The following is a 17,335-nucleotide window of genomic DNA, read 5'->3' on the forward strand; positions in this document are numbered from 1 at the left end:
GGTTTGTACCGCCAGGTTCCAAACGGGGCGCTTGCATGCACAGGCTAAAAACCCGGCCGCAGTTCCAGGCTGCCATGGCGGGAGGCACTGTCTCCCGCACGGCACATTTTGCGTTGCACCGTTTGGCACTGGATGCCAGCAGCACCGCAATGGCCAGCCAAGCAGCTACTGTTGCACCCACAGGGCCCGGCTCCTTGCCGCACACGCAAGGGCCGCAGGCCCTGTTTGTCGTTCCTGGCGTCTGGCTGGGTGCCATGGTGCCCAAGCGCTGGGCGCGCCGTGCCGTGACGCGCAACGCCATCAAGCGGCAGATCTACACCGTGGGCGCCACGTTCGAGGCGCGTTTGCCGCAGGCCGCCCATGTGGTGCGCCTGCGCTCGGCGTTTGATCGCAAGCAGTTCGTGAGCGCCACGTCCGACCAGCTCAAGCAGGCGGTACGCGCGGAGCTGCTGCAGCTGTTCGGATACGCCACCCGGCATTCGGGCGCAGCGGTTGCTGCGCCTGTGCCGCCGGTGGCAGGGCCGGTGACTGCCCCATGATGCAGCGCCTGCTGATCGGCGTGGTCAAAGGCTATCGGCTGTTTCTCAGCCCCTGGCTGGGTTCGGCCTGCCGCTTTGAGCCGACCTGCTCGGTCTATTCGCTGCAGGCGCTGGAGCAGCACGGCGCTGCAGCAGGCAGTTATCTGACGGTGCGCAGGCTGGTACGCTGCCACCCCTGGTGTGACGGGGGCCATGATCCGGTCCCGCAAGATCTGCCGCGCAGCCTGCGGCTTTTCTCCAGGCTCACCCCTTCCACCACTCCCCCATCCTCACCAAAGAAGTCTTCATGAACGACATTCGCCGCACCATCCTGTGGGTGATTTTTGGCTTTTCCATGGTTCTGCTGTGGGACAAGTGGCAGCTGCACAACGGCAACAAGGCCACCTTTTTCCCGACCACGCCCGCTGTGACAGCGCCTGCTGCTGCCGCAGGCGCGGCCTCCGGTGCGACCGGGGCCGCCAGCGTGCCAGCCACCAGCGTGCCCGCTGCTACAACGGTCGCGCAGGGCGCAGCAGCCGTGCCCGGTCAGCCCGCAGCAGCGGCTGCGCCTGCCAAACGCGAACGCATTGAGGTCAAGACCGACCTGTATCGCCTGGTGTTCGACAGCGAAGGCGGCTCGCTCACCCAGGCCGAGCTGCTCAAGCACGCCGACATGACCGACAAGGCCCGCAACTTCCTGTTGCTGGACGAGAGCGCCCAGCGTGTCTACGTGGCGCAGACGGGTCTGGTGGGCGGCACCTTCCCCACGCACAAGACCGCGATGACGGCCGTGCCCGGCCCGCGCGAACTCAAGGACGGTGAAGATTCCATCAGCATCCGCTTCGAGTCGCCGGACCAGGGTGGCGTGAAGCTGGTCAAGACCTGGACCATCAAGCGCGGCGCTTACGACATTGCCGTCAAGCACGACATCGTCAACACCGGCAGCGCCGCCGTGTCGCCCCAGCTGTACCTGCAACTGGTGCGTGACGGCAACAAACCTCCAGGCGAGTCGTCGTTCTACTCCACCTTCACCGGCCCAGCGGTCTACACCGAAGCCAAGAAGTACCAGAAGATCGAGTTCAAGGACATCGAAAGCGGCAAGATCGACATTCCCAAGGACTCTGCCAATGGCTATGCAGCCATGGTCCAGCATTACTTCGCCACTGCCTGGCTGCTGGCGGATGGTGTGCAGCGCGAGCCCTTCGTTCGCAAGGTGGACACCAACCTGTACTCGGTGGGCATGCTGACCTCCCTCGGCACCATCGAGCCCGGCGCCACCAAGACCGTCGACGCGCGCCTGTTCGCCGGTCCGCAGGTCGAGACCATGATGGAAAAGCTGTACCCCGGCCTGGAATTGGTCAAGGACTATGGCTGGCTGACTATCCTGTCCAAGCCGCTGTACTGGCTGCTCGACAACCTGCACAAGCTGCTGGGCAACTGGGGCTGGTCCATCGTGGCGCTGGTGCTGCTGCTGAAGATCGCTTTCTACTGGCTGAACGCCAAGGCCTATGCCAGCATGGCCAAGATGAAATCCATCAACCCCAAGATCATGGAGATGCGTGAGCGTCTGAAGGACAAGCCGCAGCAGATGCAGCAGGAGATGATGCGCATCTACCGCGAGGAAAAGGTCAACCCCATGGGTGGCTGCTTCCCCATCATGATCCAGATCCCCGTGTTCATTGCGCTGTACTGGGTGCTGCTGTCCAGCGTCGAGATGCGTAACGCGCCCTGGATCGGCTGGATCCACGACCTCTCCGCGCCGGACCCGTTCTTCATCCTGCCCCTGCTGATGACGGCCAGCTCGCTGCTGCAAACCGCGCTGAACCCCGCGCCGCCAGACCCGATGCAGGCCAAGATGATGTGGTTCATGCCGCTGATCTTCAGCGTGATGTTCTTCTTCTTCCCGGCTGGCCTGGTGCTGTACTGGCTGACGAACAACATTCTGTCGATTGCGCAGCAGTGGATCATCAACACCCGCATGGGCGTGCCACCGCAGTTCAATCTGCCCAAGTTCAAGTGATGCGGCAGCGGCAACGCTGACCTCCACGAACTGACCCCTCAAAGGCCGCGCAAGCGGCCTTTTTTCTGCCCACCTTGTAAAGTCCCTGCCCATGCTTGCCCGCCACCATGATCCCATCGTTGCCATCGCCACTGCCCCCGGGCGCGGGGCCGTCGGCATCGTGCGGGTGTCGGGCAAAGGGCTGGAGGCCCTGGTGCAGGCGCTGTGCGGTCGCACCCTCAAGCCCCGCGAGGCCACCTACCTGCCCTTTCGGGATGCGCAGGGCCAGGCCATCGACCAGGGGCTGGCGCTGTACTTCCCCGGACCGCACAGCTACACCGGCGAGGATGTGCTGGAGCTGCAGGCCCACGGCGGCCCCGTGGTGCTGCAGTTGTTGCTGGCGCGCTGCCTGGAGGCGGGCGCCGCCACGGACCCGGCCACGGGTCAGCCCTGCCTGCCAGACCTCCGCGTGGCCCAGCCCGGCGAGTTCACTGAACGCGCTTTCCTCAACGACAAGATCGACCTGGCCCAGGCCGAGGCGATTGCCGACCTGATTGACGCCAGTACGGAAGCCGCAGCCCGCAGCGCCAGCCGCTCGCTCACCGGCGCGTTCTCGGCAGAAATCCACAGCCTGCGCGACGCGCTCATCCACCTGCGGATGCTGGTGGAGGCCACGCTGGACTTCCCTGAAGAAGAAATCGACTTCTTGCGCAAGGCCGATGCGCATGGCCAGCTATCGAATTTGCAGCAAACCCTGGCCTCGGTGATGCAGCGCGCGCGCCAGGGCGCCCTGCTGCGCGAGGGCATCAAAGTGGTGATTGCCGGGCAGCCGAATGCAGGCAAAAGCTCGCTGCTCAATGCGCTGGCGGGGGCCGAGCTGGCCATCGTCACGCCCATTGCCGGCACCACGCGCGACAAGGTGCAGCAGACCATCCAGATCGAAGGCGTGCCCCTGCACATCATCGATACCGCTGGCCTGCGCGACAGCAGCGACGAGGTCGAGCGCATCGGCATCGCCCGTGCCTGGGACGAGATTGCCGGAGCGGACGCCGTGCTGTTCCTGCACGACCTGTCGCGGCAAGATGCTCCTGAATATGTAGCTGCCGACGCAGATATCGAAAGCGCCTTGGGGCAAAAACTGCCCAAAAACATTCCCGTGATCGATGTCTGGAACAAGCTGGACTGTGCGGCGGGTGAGGCCGCCCCAGCCCGCCCTGAGCGCCCGGCGGTGCGCCTGTCGGCCCGCACGGGGCAAGGTCTGGACGGGTTGCGGAAGCTGCTGCTGGATGTGGCGGGCTGGCAGTCGGCGCCCGAGGGCATCTACATTGCCCGGGCGCGCCATGTGCAGGCGCTGCAGGCGGTGTCTGCCCACCTGCAGGAGGCCGCCGACCAGCTGCAAGCCCAGGGCCCGGCGCTGGACTTGCTGGCCGAGGAGCTGCGGCTGGCGCAGAACGCGCTGAGCGCCATCACCGGCGAATTCACCTCCGATGACCTGCTGGGCGTGATCTTCTCCAGCTTCTGTATCGGTAAATAACGACCGTTGGTCGCCCTATCTTGTAAACGGACGTAAACAGCGCTTGTGTCCGATCTGTAACAGGGTTACTTTCGGCGGACCATGAATGTTCCCATGCCCGTTGCCTCTAAGGTGGACCTCAAAGGTCTGATCGACGCCATTGCCCAGACCACGGCGGAGGACAGCATGACCAACCCGCTGACGGCCGCCCAGTGGGAGGTGCTGTCGTCCTACCTGCTGCCGGTGGTGCTGCCCGCCGGCCAGGTGCTCTTCAGCCAGGGCGCCACGGACCGCACCCTGTATCTGGTCGAGAGCGGCAGCCTGAGCGTGCACTACCAGGACGAAAAAGAACGCCTGCGCCTGGCGATTGTGGGCGCAGGCTCGGTGGTCGGCGAAGGCGCTTTCTTCTCGCACCGCGCACGCAGCGCCACCGTGCAGGCCAGCGCGCCCTGCAAGCTGTGGAGCCTCACAGCCATCCGCTTCACCGAGCTGACCAACCGCCAGCCCGCCATTGCCCTGGGTCTGGCCATGGCCGCAGGGGCTGTGCTGGCCAAGCGCCTGGGCAACCGCCGCCGCCGCGTTGCGGCCACCTGACAGGCAGGCCCTGTCGGGGGTTTTCCTCGGGCTTCACCCGCCTTCTGCGGGGGGATGGCGCGTTACACTCGATTTGGATTTTGTCCAGGCACCATCCGAAGAAAGCAAGCCATGTCCCTGTTCAGTTGGTTCAGCCGCAAACCCGCTCCCGCCAAGCCCCGCGCAGCGGCCGAGCCCTCCGGCCTGTTCAACGCCGACGCCACCGTGCCCCTGCAACCGGGGCGCCAGGGCAAGCCACTCGTGGAGCCCCAGCCGCCCGAGCACGCCGCCAACCGCAAGAATGAGCGCATGGAGCGCCGCGAGCTGCTCTACACGGTGGTGCGCGATGCCATGGTGCGCGCGGGCGTGCTGTCGGCCAGCTACAAATTCAAGGTGCTGTCGCTCGACCAGCGCGGCCGCCAGTTCCTGGTGATGATGGACCTGGCCCGCGAATACGGCGGCGAGACGGTTCGCCTGAGCGAGATCGAGGCCCTCATCGCCCAGACCGCCAAAACACGCTACGATATTCTGGTGACAGCCGTGTACTGGCGCATCAACGACCATGTGGCGGTGGGCATTCCGCAAAAGGGCGTGGCGCCCCAAGGCGCTGCGTTGCCACTGCAAGCGGCTTCCTCAGCGGTGCGCCGCCCGCCCGTTGCGGCGACGGCCCCGGCACCCCTGACCCCATCGCCCGCTCCCCTGGCAGGTGCACGCCCCGCTGTGGCTGCACCCGCACCGGTTGCTCCAGCTCCTTTGGCGCCGGCAGCGGCCCCGCTGGCTGCGCGCCGCCCGCTCGGCGCGGTGTCGGCCCCCGCGCCCCTCGTGTCTGCACCCGCACCGCTGGCCGCAGCGCGGCAGCCCTCTTCTGCCCGCTTTGAACCCATCGAGGCCGACGAGGTGGCCGCGTTCAAGCGCGCGCTAGCCAACGCCGCAGGGTCGTCAGCGGCCACGGCCGCGGCCGCCAAGCCAGGTGTGCCCGTGCGTTCCGGCCCGCTGCTGCCCCCGTCCCAGCCCACGGGTTTTGAAGACACCGAAATGCCCGGTGCTGACAGCCCCGCTCCCGACCTCAGCAGCACGCAGTACGGCGAACTCAACTGAGCCCAAGGTCACCAAAGGTCATGTGGTGCACGCCCTGAGGGGGCCGTGCACCCATGCCAAGGCCCCGGGTCAGTGCCCTGCAAAGTCCACCAGGGTGTACAGCGGCAGGCCCGAATCGCGCAGGCGCTGTGATCCGCCCAGCTCGGGCAGATCGACAATCGCGGCGCCTTCGGTGACGGTGGCCCCCAGTTTTTCCAGCAGCTTTTTGCCGGCCATCATGGTGCCGCCGGTGGCGATGAGGTCGTCGATCAGCAGCACGCGGTCGCCGGCCTTCACGGCGTCGGTGTGCAGCTCCACCGTGGCGCTGCCGTACTCCAGTTCATAGGTCTCTTCCACCGTGGTGAAGGGCAGCTTGCCTTTCTTGCGGATGGGCACAAAACCCACATTCAGCTCATAGGCCACCACGGCCCCCAGGATGAAGCCCCGCGCGTCCAGGCCTGCCACCACATCGGGGCGCAGCGCCTTGTCCATGTAGCGGTGCACAAACGCGTCGATCAGCACGCGGAACACTTTCGGGTCTTGCAGCAGTGGCGTGATGTCGCGGAACTGCACGCCGGGCGCGGGCCAGTCGGGGACGGTGCGGATGTGCTGGCGAAGGTACTGGTTGACGCTGAGGGGCTGCATGGCGGGTGTGGGAGTGATGACGGTGAGGCGGCCCGGACGGGGGCCAATGCCTGTGCGCGCAAGGGGCTGGCCGGTGGCGCGGGGCTCGGAAAGTGCGAGAGTGTAAACAGCCCGGCCGTCCCCGCGCGCGCCTGCACCAGACGCCATAATGTGTTTCACTGGCGTTACAAACTGCGCGCCGCCTGTGGCGGGCGGTGCCCCAACCCCCACGACGATCGGCCCATGCCCATCTCCGTCCTGCTGATCGAGAGTGATCACCCCCACGCACAGGCCGTGGCGGGGGCGCTGGCCGACCCCTGGTCGGGCTGGAGCGTGGACGTGGTGGAGTCCATCACCGAGGCGCGCGAGCATCTGCTGCGCCACCGGCCCGACATTGTGCTGGCGGCCCAGCGCACCATGGACGGCTCGGCCTTTGACCTGCTGCAGCTGCTCGACGGCGTTCCGGCCATCATCATCGTGCGCATGGGGGCGGAGACCCACGCGGCGCAGGCCATGCGCCACGGCTTTGACGACTTCACCGTGCAGGACCCGGCGCTGGACTACCTGCTCACCCTGCCCGCGCAGATCGAGGCGGTGCTCGAGCGCAGCTCCAGCGCCCGCGCGCGCCGCGCGGCCGAGGCCATGCTGGCGCGCCAGCACCGGCTGCTGCAGGCCATCTCGCGGGCCCAGGGCATGTTCATTGCCAGCTCGGGCCCCCGGGCGGCGTTCGAGGCGCTGCTGGGCGAGTTGATGACGCTGACCCAGAGCGCGTTCGGCCTCGTGGGCCAGGTGCAGCGGGCCGATGACGGGCACCCCTACCTGCGTGTGCACGCGATGACCGACATCAGCTGGGACGAGGCCTCGCGCCAGCGCTATGCCCAGCATGCCGAGGACGGCATGGTGTTCGACAACCAGCATTCGCTGGTGGGCGCGGCCCTGGTGTCGGGTGAGCCCGTGATCAGCAACGATGCCAACCACGACCCGCGCAGCGCGGGCACGCCGCCCGGCCACCCCACGCTGCGCACCTACCTGGGCCTGCCCATCCACGCCGCAGGCGAACTGGTGGCCATGGTGGGCCTGGCCAACCGTAGCAGCGGGTACTCCAACGCCGACGTGCAATTTCTGCAGCCTTTGCTGAGCACGATCGGCCAGCTGGAGACTGCCCGCCGCGCCGAGCTGGCCCGCAGCCATGTCGAGGCCGAACTGGCCCGCACCAGCGCCCTGCTGGCCGAGAAGACCCGCGCCCTTGAAGGCACGCTGGACAACATCTCCCAGGGCATCACCAATGTGGACGCCGAGGGGCGCATCCGCGTCTACAACCAGCGCTACCTGGAGCTGCTGGACCTGCCCGAGAGCCTGCTGGCCCAGCAGCCGCTGGTGGAAGAGGTAGTGCGCTTTCAGACCGAGCGGGGCGACTTCGGTCCCAATTTCCAGCTCATCGAGCCCATGGCGCGCAACTATGTGGCCTCGGAGTACGCGGCCCATGGCAACCAGATGCCTTTGCCTGACAGCTATGTGCGGCGCACGCCCAAGGGCCGCTACATCGAGGTGCGCACCCGCGCCCTGGAGCCCGGCGGGCGCGTGCGCACGTTCACCGATGTCACCGACTACCTGAGCACACTGGAGGCGCTGCGCCAGAGCGAGGCGCGCTGGCGCAGCCTGACGGACCTGTCGTCCGACTGGTACTGGGAGCAGGACGACCAGTTTCGCTTTGTGCGGCTGGACGGCAACCCGTACCACTCGGAGGGTGTGCCCGACGAGATGCACTATGGCCTGACCCGCTGGGAGCTGCCCGACACTTTCGTCTCCGAGGGGCAATGGCGCGAACACCGCAAGCAGCTGGAGGCGCACCAGGTCTTTCATGACTTCGAGATGCAGCGCCTGTCCCAGGACGGCAAACCCGTGTGGGTGTCGATCAGCGGCGAGCCCATCTTTGACGAAGAGGGGCGCTTTACCGGCTACCGGGGCGTGGCGCGCGACATCACCGAGCGCAAGCTGGCCGAGGCCGAGATCCAGCGCCTGGCGTTCTACGACGAACTCACCGGCCTGCCCAACCGCCGGCTGCTGATGGACCGGCTAGAACGCGCTGTCGCCACCACCCAGCGCGACGGCAGCCATGGCGCGCTGCTGTTCCTGGACCTGGACAACTTCAAGGGCATCAACGACACCATGGGCCACGAGTGGGGCGACCGCCTGCTGGTGCAGGTGGCCGCGCGCATCGGGGCCAGCGTGCGGGCCACCGACACCGTGGCGCGGCTAGGGGGCGACGAGTTTGTGGTCGTGGTGCAAGGCCTGCACCACCAGGAGGCCGAGGCCGCCGCCGAGGCCGAGGCCGTGGGGCAGAAGGTGCTGGTGGCACTGAACCAGCCCTATGTGGTGGACGGCTGCGACATGCACAGCACGCCCAGCATTGGCATCGCGCTGTTCCAGGACGCGCAGCAGCCGGTGCAGGAGCTGCTCAAGCGCGCCGACCTGGCCATGTACCAGGCCAAAGCGCAGGGGCGCAACACCCTGTGCTTTTTTGACCCCGCCATGCAGGCCGCTGCGTCGGCCCGCTCGGCGCTGGAGGGGGACATTCGACAAGGTCTGGCGCGCAACGAGTTTCTGTTGCACTACCAGCCGGTGGTGGACGCCACCGGCCACCTGCTCGGTGCCGAGGCGCTGGTGCGCTGGCAACACCCGCAGCGCGGCATGGTCTCGCCCGCCGACTTCATCCCGCTGGCCGAGCAGACCGGGCTTATCCTGCCCCTGGGCCGCCAGGTGTTGGCCCTGGCCTGCCGCCAACTGGCCCAGTGGGCCAGCGCCTCGGCGACGGCTGCGTGGACGCTGGCTGTGAACGTGAGTGCGCAGGAGTTCCGCCAGCCCGATTTTGTGGAGCAGGTGCTGGCCGCGCTGCGTGATGCGGCTGCCAACCCGCGCCTGCTCAAGCTCGAACTCACCGAAAGCCTGCTGCTGCACGACGTGGAGGACAGCATCCTCAAGATGCAGGCGCTGCGCACACTGGGGGTGGGCTTTTCGCTCGACGACTTCGGCACCGGGTACTCTTCGCTCAGCTACCTCAAGCGCCTGCCGCTGGACCAGCTCAAGATCGACCAGAGCTTTGTGCGCGACGTGCTCACCGACCCCAACGACGCCACTATCGCCTGCACCATCATCGCGTTGGCCCGCAGCCTTGGCCTGGACGTGGTGGCTGAGGGCGTGGAAACCGAAGGGCAGCGCAGCTTCCTGCTGCGCAACGGCTGCCGCCAGTTCCAGGGCTACCTGTTCGGGCGGCCTGGGCCTGCAGAGCTGTTGTAGTTTGCTATCAAATGTGTAGCTGTCTGTGCATATTGCACTAGCGCTACAGGCCGATTTCATTCAAATGGGGTGCCCAGCCCCCCCGCTGAGCTGCCAGCGGCGTGCCCCAGGCTGGTCAGCTGGTCAGCCTTTCAGCAGCTTGTCTTCTGCGAGCGCCAGTGCAGCCGGGTGGCCCGACAGCACCAGCGTGTCACCTTCGGCCAGCAGGGCCTCGTCCACCGCCGCGCTCACATGGCCATTGCCGCGCCGCAGGTTGACCACGCGCACGCCCATGGCCGGCAGGGCCAGCTGGCCCAGGCTGCGGCCGAGGGCCGTGGAGCCGGGGGGCAGGTTGATGGTGGACAGGCGCTCCTGGTCGCGCTCGTTCACCGTGTCGTCGTCCGCGCCGTGGAAGTAGCCGCGCAGCAGGTTGTAGCGAGCGTCGCGCTGGTCCTGCACCAGCCGCAGCACGCGGCGCATGGGCACACCCACCAGGGCCAGGGCGTGGCTGGCGAGCATGAGCGAGCCCTCGATGGCTTCGGGCACCACCTCGGTCGCACCGGCCTCCTGCAGCTTGTCCAGGTACAGGTCGTCCTGCGTGCGCACCACCACCGGCACCTGCGGCGCGTGTGACCGGGCGTTGGCCAGCACCTTCAGCGCGGCGGGCACGTCGATATAGGTCACGGCCACGGCGCTGGCACGCACCAGGCCGGCGGCCATCAGCGCCTGCAGACGGGTCGCGTCGCCATACACCACCGAATCACCGGCCGCGGCCGCCTGGCGCACGCGGTCCGGGTCCAGGTCCAGCGCCATGTAGGGGATGCCCTCGTGCTCCAGCATGCGCGCCAGGTTCTGTCCGCAGCGGCCATAGCCGCAGATGATCACGTGCTTGCTGGTGTTGATGGATTTGCGCGCAATCGATGTCATCTGCAGCGACTGCTGCAGCCAGTCGCTGGCCACCAGCTTCATCACGATGCGGTTGCTGTACATGATGAGGAAGGGCGTAGCCAGCATGGACAGCACCATGGCCGCCAGGATGGGGTTCATCAGCGCCGGTTGCACCAGCCCGTTGCTTTGCGTGAGCGACAGCAGCACAAAGCCGAACTCGCCCGCCTGCGCCAGGTACAGCCCGGTGCGCAGCGCCACGCCGGTGGTCGCACCCATGCCCCGCGCCAGCACCAGGATGATCCCCAGCTTGAGCACCAGCGGCACGGTGAGCAGCATCAGCACCAGCGCCCAGCGGTCCACCAGGATGTGCCAGTCCAGCATCATCCCGATGGTGATGAAAAACAGGCCCAGTAGCACATCGTGAAAGGGCCGGATGTCCGTGCCCACCTGGTGGCGGTATTCGGTCTCGGACACCAGCACGCCCGCAATGAAGGCGCCCAGTGCCAGGCTCAGCCCCGCCAGCTCGGTCAGCCAGGCCAGGCCCAGCGTGATCAGCAGCAGATTCAGCATGAACAGCTCGTCGCTCTTGCGCCGCGCGACCAGCGTGAGCCACCAGCGCATCAGCCGCTGGCCGCCGGTGAGCAGCAGGCCCACCAGTACCGTGGCCTTGATCAGCGCCCAGCCCAGCGAGGTCAGCAACTGGTCGGGCGACGACCCGAGCGCGGGGATGAGCACCAGCAGCGGCACCACGGCCAGGTCCTGGAACAGCAGGATGCCCATCACGCGCCGGCCGTGTTCGCTCTCCAACTCGGCCCGCTCGGCCATGAGTTTGACCACAATCGCCGTGCTGCTCATCGCCATCACGCCCGACAGCGCCAGCGCCGTCTGCCAGCCCATGTCCCACACCCCGCCCGCCCAGCGCGACAGCACCAGCGCCAAGCCGGACACCACGGCCATCGTCAGCACCACCTGCATCAGCCCCAGGCCAAACACCTGCTTGCGCATGGCGCGCAGCTTGGGCAGGCTGAACTCCAGCCCAATGGCAAACATCAGGAACACCACCCCGAACTCGCCCAGGTGGCGTACGCCTTCAGAGTTCTGCGCCAGTGCCAGCGCATGCGGCCCGATGAGCACCCCGGCCGCCAGGTAGCCCAGCATGGGCGGCAGCTTGAGGCTGCGACAGGTCACCACGCCCAGCACCGCGGCCAGCAGGTAAAGCAGTGTGAGGGCAAGAGAAGACATGGGTTCGATGCTATCCGAGGCTTGAGTTGTGTAACACAGGATTCAAGCAAGCCATTGGCCGGGGCTGCAGGCCGCCGCTGCGTGGCCGTGCGCGCAGGTCTCGCAGCCTTGGGGGCGGGGCGAAGGCTTTGTGGGCTGGATGCACGGACCGTGCCAGTGGACTTGGGAGGTTGCACGGCCCGACCAGCATGCCCGGTCGATAGAATCCATGCATGACTCCCGCCCCCGCCGCGCTGCCCCCTTTTGACGCTGATCAGGCCCTGCGCCTGGCCCGCGAGACCTTCGACATCGAGGCGGCGGCATTAACCGCCCTGTCAAACCGCGTGGACAAGGTGTTTGCCCAGGCGGTGCAGATGGTGCTGCAGACCCGGGGCCGTGTGGTGGTGATGGGCATGGGAAAAAGTGGCCATGTGGGCCGCAAGATTGCGGCCACGCTCGCGTCGACTGGTACCCCCGCGTTTTTTGTGCACCCCGGCGAAGCCAGCCATGGTGACCTGGGCATGGTCACGCCGAGTGACGTGGTGCTGGCACTGTCCAACAGCGGCGAAGTGGGTGAAGTGACCGCCATCCTGCCCGTGATCAAGCGGCTGGGCGTGCCTTTGATTGCGATGACCGGCGGGCTGCAGTCCACGTTGGCGCGCCATGCGGACATCGTGCTCGACTGCGGTGTGGAGCGCGAAGCCTGCCCGCACAACCTTGCGCCCACAACGAGCACCACGGCCCAGATCGCCATGGGCGACGCGCTGGCCGTAGCCCTGCTGGACGCCCGGGGCTTCCGCCCCGAAGACTTTGCCCGCTCGCACCCCGGCGGTGCGCTGGGCCGCAAGCTGCTCACCCATGTGAGCGATGTGATGCGCTCGGGCACCGAGGTGCCGCGCGTGGCGCCTGACGCTTCGTTCAGCGACCTCATGCGCGAGATGAGCGCCAAGGGCCTGGGCGCTTCGGCCATCGTCGATGCCACCGGGCAGGTGCTGGGCATCTTCACCGACGGCGACCTGCGCCGCCGCATCGAGGCCGGCGCAGACCTGCGGTCTACAACCGCCGCCCAGGTCATGCACGCCAACCCGCGCCGCATTGCGCCCGACGCGCTGGCCGTGGACGCCGCCGAAATGATAGAGGCCCACGCCATCACCAGCGTGCTGGTGGTGGACGCAGCGGGCGTGCTGGTGGGCGTGGTGCACATCGGCGACCTGATGCGGGCGAAGGTGATCTGACGATGGCGCTGGTTCCGCAGACCTCTCCCTCTCCTGCCCTGCAGATCGACCCTGAACTGCTGCTGCGCGCTCAGGGCGTGCGCGTGGCCTTTTTCGACGTGGACGGTGTGCTCACTGACGGTGGCCTGTACTTCAGCGAAACGGGCGAGACGATCAAGCGCTTCAACACCCTGGACGGCCACGGCCTCAAGTTGCTGCAAAAGGCCGGCATCACCCCCGCCGTGATCACCGGCCGCGACTCTGCCCCGCTGCGCCTGCGTCTGAAGGCCCTGGGCGTGGAGCACGCCGTGTTCGGCACCGAAGACAAGCGCCCCGCCGCCGAGCAGATGCTGGTCACCCTGGGCCTGACCTGGGCGCAGGCCGCAGCCATGGGCGACGACTGGCCCGACCTGCCCGTCATGTGCCGCTGCGCCTTTGCCTGCGCGCCCGCCAATGCCCAGACCGAGGTGCGCCACGCGGCCCACTTCGTCACCCAGGCGCGCGGGGGCGACGGTGCGGCGCGCGAGCTGTGCGATCTGCTGCTGGTGGCCACGGGCCGCTATGCGGCACTGCTGGCGGACTACACCGCATGATCCGCGTGATCCGCCAGGGCTGGGACCAGCTCTCGATCTACCTGCCCGTCGTGCTGATGGGCCTGCTGGCGCTGGGCACCTGGTGGCTGGTGCGCAACGCGCCTATGCCCCAGTTGCCCGCCATCGACCGGCCCGTGAAGCACCAGCCGGACTATTTCATGAAGTCCTTTTCGGTGAAGACCTTCGACGCCACAGGCCGCCTGCAAAGCGAGGTGCAGGGCGACGAGGCGCGCCACTACCCCGACACCGACACGCTGGAAATCGACCAGGTCCGCATGCGCTCGGTCAGCCTCGATGGCCGGGTCACCGTGGCCACCGCCAACCGGGCCCTGAGCAATGCCGATGGCTCTGAAGTGCAGTTGTTCGGCAATGCCATCGTCACGCGTGAACCGCTGCCCGCCAAGCCCGGGGCGGCGGCGCAGCCCCGCATGGAGTTCCGGGGCGAGTTTCTGCACGCCTTCACCAACACCGAGCGGGTGCGCTCGGACCAGCCGGTCACGCTCACCCGCGGCAACGACCGCTTCACCGCCGACAGCATGGACTACGACAACCTCGACCAGGTGCTGCAACTGCGCGGGCGCGTGCGCGGCATGATCCTGCCGGGCACCACGCGATAGCCCCACGCCACCCCGTTTGCCGCCACAGCCGGAACGCACATGACCCAACCCCTTGTCTTCATCACCGGCGCCTCCAGCGGCATCGGCCAGGCCTTGGCCCACCGCTACCACCAGGCGGGATTCCGCCTGGCGCTGGTGGCTCGGCGTACCTCAGAGGTCAAAACATGGGCAAGCGCACAAGGAATAAGCCCTGATGGCTATGAAATTTATAGTGCCGATGTGTCGGTGACTGACAGCATCGTCGCTGCGGGGCGTGACTGCATCGCACGCCAGGGGGTGCCGGATGTGGTGATTGCCAACGCGGGCATCAGCGTGGGCATGGACACGGCCGTGCTGAGCGACATCGACGTCATGGCCCGCACCTTTGCCACCAACAACATCGGCATGGCGGCCACCTTCCAGCCGTTTGTGGATGCCATGGTGCAGCGCGGCAGCGGCACCCTGGTGGGCATTGGCAGCGTGGCCGGCATCCGCGGCCTGCCGGGCCATGGCGCGTATTGCGCCAGCAAGGCGGCGGTCATCAGCTATTGCGAAAGCCTGCGCGGTGAATTGCGCCCCCATGGCGTGCGCGTGGTGACGGTGTCGCCGGGCTACATCGACACCCCCCTCACGCAGCAGAATCGCTACAGCATGCCGTTTTTGATGCAGCCTGCCGATTTTGCCGACCGGGCGTTTCGCACCATTCAGGCGGGCGTGAGCTACCGGGTCATCCCCTGGCAGATGGGCGTGGTTGCCAAGCTGCTGCGCATGCTGCCCAACCCCTTGTTTGACAAGGTGCTGACGGGCCGCCCGCGCAAGCGCCGCCAAAGCGAAATGCAGTGAGGGACAGGGCTTGCACGAGGAGCCTCAAGGCGCCAGCAGGGGCGATGGATGGCTACCTCGACGTGCAGCCGCCATGAAAAAGGGCCCCTGAGGGCCCTTTTGACAGAAAAAACGGAGGTGTGACTTAGTAGCCGCCGTTGTTGCCACCGCCACCGTAGCCGCCACCACCGCCACTGCGGCCACCGCCTCCGCCGTTGCGCGAGCCTGAACCGTACGGGCTGCGGAAGCCCCCTTCGCTGCGGCCACCGCCGCCGTAGCCGCCGCCACCGTCACGGCCACCGCCGTAACCACCGCCACCGCCCTCGCGGCCACCACCATAGCCACCGCCGCCTTCACGGCCGCCGCCGTAGCCGCCACCACCACTGCGGCCACCACCGCCGTAGCCGCCGCCACCGCCGCCAAAACCACCACTGCGGGGTGGGCGTGGCTCCATGGGTCGGGCTTCGTTGACCACAATGCTGCGGCCGCCGAGGGGCTGGCCGTTCATGCCGTTGATGGCAGCCTGGGCTTCTGCGTCGCTGCCCATCTCCACAAAGCCGAAGCCTTTGGAGCGACCCGTGTCGCGCTCCATCATGACCTTGGCGCTGGTCACGGCACCGAACTGGCCGAAGGCCTGTTCCAGATCACCGTCGCGCACCGAGTAAGGCAGGTTGCCGACGTACAGTTTGTTGCCCATCGAGGGACTCCTCAAAAACACATGGATAAAGCGATGGAGTCCCCAAAACGCAGCCAGCTAATCTCAATGACGCTCTCAGCGCGAAACTGACGGATCACCGCAAACTTGAAACGCAGGCAAAGCCCGCAAAGCCATTATGCGCCACACTTTTGCGGAAAAAGCAAGGGGCTTTGCGTGCTGTGGCGCCCATGCTGCGCCAGAACGCAAAAAGGAGCCCGAAGGCTCCTTTTTATGCCGTCAGCAGACCCTGGGGGAATGCTGCTGAGGACTTATTAGTAGCTGTTGCGGCCACCGCCGTAACCACCACCGCCGCCACCACCGTAGCCGCCGCCGCTACGGCCACCGCCGTAACCGCCGCCGCCATTGCCACCGCCGCCATTGCCACCGCCGAAGCCACCGCTACGGGGAGCACGGGGTTCCATCGGACGGGCTTCGTTGACCACCAGGTCACGGCCGCCGTAGTTTTGGCCATGCACGCCTTGGATGGCGGCTTGGGCTTCAGCATCGCTACCCATTTCGACGAAGCCGAAACCCTTGGAGCGGCCGGTGTCACGTTCCATCATGACCTTGGCGCTGCCAACCGAGCCGTACTGGCTGAAGGTCTGCTGCAGATCTTCGTCGCGGAAAGAGTAGGGCAGGTTGCCCACGTAAAGTTTGTTGCCCATGAAGGACTCCTGAAAAAACACAAAAACGCGATGGAGCCCGACGCAATCAACAAACCTGTGACGACTTCAAAGACGCGAAACTGACCATTCACCGCTAAGCTAACTGCCATTCTGCGAACAGAAAAGCGAAACCATTATTAATCACTTTATGGTGCCCGTGGGGGTTTATTTCTGGGTAAATGGGCCCAAAACACCGGGCAAGCGTGGTTTTTCGGTGAATTTCAGGGCAAACCATAGGGTAAAATCCGCCAGTCTTTGGGGAGTAGCCCGCCCGGCCGCGCAATGCGCCGGGGGCATGCGTCAACACACTTGGGTTCTTGGAAACCTATGGCGTATGCGGCTTTTGAGCTGGGCGAGACCATTGACTGCAAACCGATCCACATGGCCGGAGTCGGGGTGCAGTCAATGCGTTTTCCACCCATCCGGCCGGATAGGACCCCCTCCCCCATGGAAGCCTTCTTCATTTCCACCGCCATCGTCGCGCTTGCCGAGATGGGCGACAAGACCCAGCTGCTCGCGCTCGTACTGGCAGCCCGTTTTCGCAAACCCTGGCCCATCGTGCTGGGCATCCTGGTTGCCACACTGGTCAACCACGGCCTGGCCGGCGCTGTCGGCGCGTGGGTGACCACCTTCCTCGGCCCGCAGGTACTGCGCTGGATTCTGGGCGCCTCGTTCATCGCTATGGCAATCTGGATGCTGATCCCTGACAAGCTGGACGAAGGCGAAGCTGACGGCTCCCCGCGCTGGGGCGTGTTCGGCACCACGGTGGTCGCGTTCTTCCTGGCCGAGATGGGCGACAAGACCCAGATCGCCACCGTCATGCTGGCCGCCAAATACAACGCCTATCTGTGGGTGGTGGCGGGCACCACGCTGGGCATGATGCTGGCCAATGCGCCGGTGGTCTGGCTGGGCGAGCGCATCACGCGCAAAGTGCCCATTCGCGCGGTGCACCTGGTGTCTGCCGCGATCTTTCTGGTGCTCGGCCTGCTGGCCATTTTTTCGTCGGCAGCCTGATCTGAACCGATCAACGGGCTGGGCGACGCGGCGCTGCTTTGGTAT

The 17,335-nt window shown here is 66.6% G+C and carries 16 protein-coding genes and 1 riboswitch; of the genes, 12 read left to right on the plus strand and 4 right to left on the minus strand.

Annotation, left to right across the window (positions count from 1 at the left end; translation table 11 throughout):
* The first annotated feature begins 35 nt into the window (after window positions 1–35).
* From ACODSM_RS01100 to ACODSM_RS01125, 6 genes are all read left to right on the plus strand, one after another.
* Window positions 36–539, plus strand: a complete 504-nt coding sequence (locus tag ACODSM_RS01100; RefSeq protein WP_488804049.1) for a ribonuclease P protein component — start codon at window positions 36–38, stop codon at window positions 537–539.
* Entirely contained in the window at window positions 536–829 is a 294-nt protein-coding gene (gene yidD, locus ACODSM_RS01105; RefSeq protein WP_082522278.1) for a membrane protein insertion efficiency factor YidD, read from the plus strand. The genes ACODSM_RS01100 and yidD overlap by 4 nt, the downstream gene beginning before the upstream one ends.
* Window positions 826–2,538, plus strand: coding sequence for a membrane protein insertase YidC (gene yidC / locus ACODSM_RS01110; RefSeq protein ID WP_488804050.1), 1,713 nt, complete (start codon window positions 826–828; stop codon window positions 2,536–2,538). The genes yidD and yidC overlap by 4 nt, the downstream gene beginning before the upstream one ends.
* A gap of 91 nt (window positions 2,539–2,629) precedes the next feature.
* Window positions 2,630–4,051, plus strand: a complete 1,422-nt coding sequence (gene mnmE / locus ACODSM_RS01115; RefSeq protein WP_488804051.1) for a tRNA uridine-5-carboxymethylaminomethyl(34) synthesis GTPase MnmE — start codon at window positions 2,630–2,632, stop codon at window positions 4,049–4,051.
* A gap of 81 nt (window positions 4,052–4,132) precedes the next feature.
* Window positions 4,133–4,624: a Crp/Fnr family transcriptional regulator gene (locus ACODSM_RS01120; protein ID WP_043565827.1), complete on the plus strand. Its 492-nt coding sequence runs from the start codon at window positions 4,133–4,135 to the stop codon at window positions 4,622–4,624.
* Window positions 4,625–4,735: 111 nt separating this feature from the next.
* Window positions 4,736–5,701 carry a hypothetical protein gene (locus ACODSM_RS01125; protein WP_488804052.1) on the plus strand — a complete coding sequence of 322 codons (966 nt, stop codon included), beginning with the start codon at window positions 4,736–4,738 and terminating at the stop codon, window positions 5,699–5,701.
* A 69-nt stretch (window positions 5,702–5,770) separates the two neighbouring features.
* Here the strand turns inward: ACODSM_RS01125 and ACODSM_RS01130 are convergent, their stop codons facing one another.
* Window positions 5,771–6,325 (minus strand): adenine phosphoribosyltransferase, encoded by a 555-nt coding sequence (locus tag ACODSM_RS01130; protein WP_295936371.1) that lies wholly within the window; start codon window positions 6,323–6,325, stop codon window positions 5,771–5,773.
* A gap of 222 nt (window positions 6,326–6,547) precedes the next feature.
* Between ACODSM_RS01130 and ACODSM_RS01135 the strand changes: the two genes are divergently transcribed.
* The gene (locus tag ACODSM_RS01135; RefSeq protein ID WP_488804053.1) at window positions 6,548–9,601 is read left to right on the plus strand and encodes a bifunctional diguanylate cyclase/phosphodiesterase; all 3,054 of its coding nucleotides are present in this window, start codon (window positions 6,548–6,550) and stop codon (window positions 9,599–9,601) included.
* A 123-nt stretch (window positions 9,602–9,724) separates the two neighbouring features.
* On the opposite strand, the gene ACODSM_RS01140 is transcribed toward ACODSM_RS01135, so the two are convergent.
* Window positions 9,725–11,710, minus strand: coding sequence for a monovalent cation:proton antiporter family protein (locus ACODSM_RS01140; protein ID WP_110960669.1), 1,986 nt, complete (start codon window positions 11,708–11,710; stop codon window positions 9,725–9,727).
* Window positions 11,711–11,922: 212 nt separating this feature from the next.
* On the opposite strand from ACODSM_RS01140, the gene ACODSM_RS01145 reads away from it, so the two are divergent.
* Genes ACODSM_RS01145 through ACODSM_RS01160 form a run of 4 tightly spaced genes read left to right on the plus strand, consistent with a single transcriptional unit; the run spans window position 11,923 to window position 14,935 of the window.
* Complete coding sequence (locus tag ACODSM_RS01145; RefSeq protein WP_488804054.1) at window positions 11,923–12,924, plus strand: KpsF/GutQ family sugar-phosphate isomerase; 1,002 nt, start codon at window positions 11,923–11,925, stop codon at window positions 12,922–12,924.
* A 2-nt stretch (window positions 12,925–12,926) separates the two neighbouring features.
* Window positions 12,927–13,496, plus strand: coding sequence for a KdsC family phosphatase (locus ACODSM_RS01150; protein ID WP_488804055.1), 570 nt, complete (start codon window positions 12,927–12,929; stop codon window positions 13,494–13,496).
* Window positions 13,493–14,113: an LPS export ABC transporter periplasmic protein LptC gene (gene lptC, locus ACODSM_RS01155; protein ID WP_015016402.1), complete on the plus strand. Its 621-nt coding sequence runs from the start codon at window positions 13,493–13,495 to the stop codon at window positions 14,111–14,113. Before ACODSM_RS01150 ends, lptC begins: the two co-directional genes overlap by 4 nt.
* 39 nt (window positions 14,114–14,152) lie before the next feature.
* Window positions 14,153–14,935, plus strand: a complete 783-nt coding sequence (locus ACODSM_RS01160) for an SDR family oxidoreductase (RefSeq protein WP_488804056.1) — start codon at window positions 14,153–14,155, stop codon at window positions 14,933–14,935.
* A 124-nt stretch (window positions 14,936–15,059) separates the two neighbouring features.
* Here ACODSM_RS01160 and rbp (ACODSM_RS01165) read toward each other — a convergent pair whose 3' ends face one another.
* A complete protein-coding gene (gene rbp, locus ACODSM_RS01165) occupies window positions 15,060–15,611 on the minus strand; it encodes an RNA-binding regulator (RefSeq protein WP_488804057.1) in 552 nt (183 codons plus the stop codon).
* Window positions 15,612–15,883: 272 nt separating this feature from the next.
* A complete protein-coding gene (rbp, locus tag ACODSM_RS01170) occupies window positions 15,884–16,276 on the minus strand; it encodes an RNA-binding regulator (RefSeq protein WP_488804058.1) in 393 nt (130 codons plus the stop codon).
* Between the two features lie 245 nt (window positions 16,277–16,521).
* Window positions 16,522–16,714, plus strand: a riboswitch (yybP-ykoY riboswitch).
* Between the two features lie 9 nt (window positions 16,715–16,723).
* Here rbp (ACODSM_RS01170) and ACODSM_RS01175 point away from each other — a divergent pair.
* Window positions 16,724–17,290: a TMEM165/GDT1 family protein gene (locus ACODSM_RS01175; RefSeq protein ID WP_060986052.1), complete on the plus strand. Its 567-nt coding sequence runs from the start codon at window positions 16,724–16,726 to the stop codon at window positions 17,288–17,290.
* Window positions 17,291–17,335: the final 45 nt, after the last annotated feature.

It is taken from the genome of Acidovorax sp. FG42 (assembly GCF_057809195.1).